At 41.1% G+C, this 3,435-nt stretch carries 3 protein-coding genes; 2 read left to right on the forward strand and 1 reads right to left on the reverse strand.

All coding sequences use genetic code 11. From position 1 onward, the window contains the following. Positions 1-3 precede the first annotated feature (3 nt). Positions 4-501 (forward strand): ribosome biogenesis GTP-binding protein YihA/YsxC, encoded by a 498-nt coding sequence (gene yihA, locus QZY09_RS07375; RefSeq protein WP_295670363.1) that lies wholly within the window; start codon positions 4-6, stop codon positions 499-501. A 146-nt stretch (positions 502-647) separates the two neighbouring features. Further along, the gene (locus tag QZY09_RS07380) at positions 648-1,067 is read left to right on the forward strand and encodes an OsmC family protein (RefSeq protein WP_295670357.1); all 420 of its coding nucleotides are present in this window, start codon (positions 648-650) and stop codon (positions 1,065-1,067) included. A gap of 157 nt (positions 1,068-1,224) precedes the next feature. On the opposite strand, the gene QZY09_RS07385 is transcribed toward QZY09_RS07380, so the two are convergent. Continuing rightward, the coding region (locus tag QZY09_RS07385) for a tetratricopeptide repeat protein (RefSeq protein WP_295670360.1) at positions 1,225-3,435 on the reverse strand (2,211 nt) is incomplete at its 5' end.

The raw sequence follows: 3,435 nt of genomic DNA on the forward strand, positions 1-3,435 counted from the left end.
TCAATATGCTGGTCTCCAAAAAAAGGGCTGGCAAAAACCTCGCAAACACCCGGTAAAACGCAGCTGATCAATCATTTTCTTGTAAATGACAACTGGTATATCGTCGATCTTCCCGGCTATGGTTATGCCCGTGCGTCAAAAAGCAAAAAGGCCGACTGGAGTAAATTCATCCATACTTACCTTGATAAACGCGAAAGCCTGCAATGTGTGCTGGTATTGATTGACAGCCGCCTTGAACCGCAAAAAATCGATTTGGAGTTTTGTAACTGGCTGGGCGAAAAAGGTCTTTCCTTTGTTTTGGTATTCACCAAAGCCGATAAACAATCAAACCTGAAAACGGACCAGAATGTGGCCCTGTTTAAAAAAGCCCTGCTGGCCACTTTTGATGATATGCCCCAATATTTCGTCACTTCGTCTGAAACGCAATTAGGCAGGGACGAGATTCTCGGTTTTATTGGCAGCATTAACCAGAATTTCGAGATCCCCGATTATAAATCGTAGGGACACAAAATTTTGTGTCCCTGCGCGTCTTCGAACCCGGCATTGCGCCGGGCATCATCGTAGGGACGCAAATTTTGTGTCCCTTCATCGTAGATATTTAAAACAATATCCTTATTCCATATCTTTATCTAAAAAAGATATAAACCATGAAACGTACAGCACATGCCCATTGGAACGGTACCCTTCAGGAGGGTAAAGGTGAAATTACTACACAAAGCACCATCTTAAACAACACGCAGTATTCATTTAAAACCCGCTTTGCGGATGGTATTGGCACCAACCCCGAAGAACTGATCGCGGCGGCACATGCAGGCTGCTTTACCATGGCCGTAGGCGCCGCGCTAAGCCAGGCTGGCTTTAAACCCAACGACCTTACTACCGATGCTATTTTAGACCTTGACATGGCTTCTTTGAGCATTACAGGCATTCACCTTGATTTAAAAGCATCAGCCATTGAAGGCGTAAGTGAAGAAAAGTTTAAAGAAGTTGCCGAAGGTGCAAAAACAAACTGTATTATATCAAAAGCCCTGAGCGTTCCAATTACACTGAGTGTGCAGTATGCTTAGTCGGAAAAGTCGGGAAAGTCAGAAAGACAAATTGAGGTAAGTGAAAACTTTTGTTCAACATTATGAAATCTGTCTTTGGGTATTTTCCCGATTTCATCAAATTCCGGATCGAACTATTTCTTCCGGACTTTCGGTCTTTCCGGACTTTCGGACTAACCTACGCTACCTCCAGCCTTGTTTCATTTATAACGCCCAGCGGCACTGTAAATGAAAACGAAGTACCCTGGCCGGGTGTACTGGTTACCCATATGCGGCCGCTGCATTTTTCAACCAAATCCTTACAAAATAACATACCCATCCCGGTACCCGACTCATTGTTCGTTCCGGTTTTGCTGTTCACCTTGCTTTTAAACAATTTATTCAGCTGTTCTTCGCTCATACCGGTACCGGTATCTCTTACTGTAATAATGTAGTTTTGTTCGTCCTGGTTCTTAGCCGATATTTCGATCGTGTCGTTTTCCCTTGAGAATTTGATGGCATTGGTAATTAAATTCCTGATCACTATACGGATAGAGTTTGGATCAGCCGATGCAACAATATCGTCCGGCACACTATCGATTAATGTAATACCTTTTAAACCTGCCTGCTCGTGATAACTCTCGGCTTCAAAAGCCACAATATCTTTTACATAAAAACTTTTTGCGGAGTTTTCAAAGTTCTCCATCTGGCTGTTTATCCAGAATAACAAAGTATCCAGAAAATCGGAAGTATATTCCAATTTTTTCAACACACCGGGTATCATGTCAAGTAATTGCTGATGCGATATTGTATCGTCCTGTAACAGGCTGAACAGGCCGCGTAAAGTGCTTAATGGCGCCCTCAGGTCATGCGCTAAAACCGAGATCAACCTATCTTTTAGGGTATTCAGATCGTTAAGCTTTTGCGCCTGGTCGTCAATATTTGCTTTTTGCTCCAGCACTTCACTATTTTTCTCTTCAAGCATCAGGTTGATTTTTTGCTGCTTGCGTTTTTGCCTGTAATAAACTACTGAAATAGCAATCATCCCCAAAATGATAATTAAAAAAATAGTGTTTATTAAACGCTGCTGTTTAATTCGCTGCTGGTATAGGATATCCCGGTCAAGCTGCTGTTGTGCCAACTGCTTCTGTTTAGTGGCAAAATTAAGTTCCAGATTATAGGAGGTTAACTTTTGTATACTTTCATTATTGTTGAGGCTATCCTTCAATTCAATGTATTGCCTTAATAACTTATAGGCATCATTAAATCGCCCCAGGCCCGCTAACGTCTTATTAAGCTGCAGCGCCGCATTGGAGCGTACCGACAAATTGCCAAGTTTAATGGCCAGGTTTTGCCCCTGCATTGCGTATTTATAAGCATTTTTATAATCCTTCTTCATATTATAAACAGTTCCAAACCCTATAAGGGTGCAGGCTTCGTTGTACACATTTTTGTATTTGCTCGAGATTTGCAATGAAGTATCAAGGTTACTAAGGGCTTTTGCAAACTGCCCCTTATGGCCGTAACATAAACCAAGGTCGGTATAATCCGACATCATCCCTTCCTTATCATCCTGTTTTTTGGCAATATTGATGGATATGTTGCAATAAGCGATGGCGCGGTCATAATTCTTTTGACTAAGCATCACCTCGCCAATATTTTCATAAATCGTTCCAACCCCATTCAGGTCTTTAGTACCGGCATATAATTTTAACGATTTCTTATAATATTCAAGCGCTTTCGGGTAAAGCTCCATGCTTTGCAGTACAACGCCGATATCATTATAATCAGCTGCCATAAAAGCTTTATTATGCAGCTTCAGCGCAATAAATAACGCTTTATAATAATAATCAAGCGCGGTTGATAACTGGCCTTCGCTATAATATACAATGCCCATGTTTTTATAGCAATCAGATTCGTATGCCTCGTTTTTATATTTTTTATTGAGGTCGAGCGCCAGGTTTAAATAAGTTAAGGCCTCGCTATAGTTAGCAAGCAAATTATACATACGGCCATAAAGCATATAACAATTGCTTAAACCGGTATTGTCATTTAATTTCTTGTATATTAAAACAGCTTCGTCAAACTCCTGTATGGCCTGTTTAAATTTTCCTTTAAAATAATTGGCATGCGCGGTTTGAACCAGGCCATCCGCGATACCGGCTTTGTAATTAATTTTCCGTGAAAGTGTTACCCCTTTCTGCGCGTAATAAAGCGTACTGTCAGGGTTTGAGTCGAAATAATTTCCGGCAAGGGAATTTAACCTGTTTATTCTTAACGTATCAGGTTGCGATTGACTTTTAAGCGAAGAAGTCACAAGGGTTTTCAAACTATCAACACGGCCCCGGTTTACAAAACCGAAACAGGTAACCGTGATCAATAATAAAGCCAGGGTAAAATAAATCCTCAA

The sequence above is a fragment of the uncultured Mucilaginibacter sp. genome (assembly GCF_903913935.1).
GTDB lineage: Bacteria > Bacteroidota > Bacteroidia > Sphingobacteriales > Sphingobacteriaceae > Mucilaginibacter.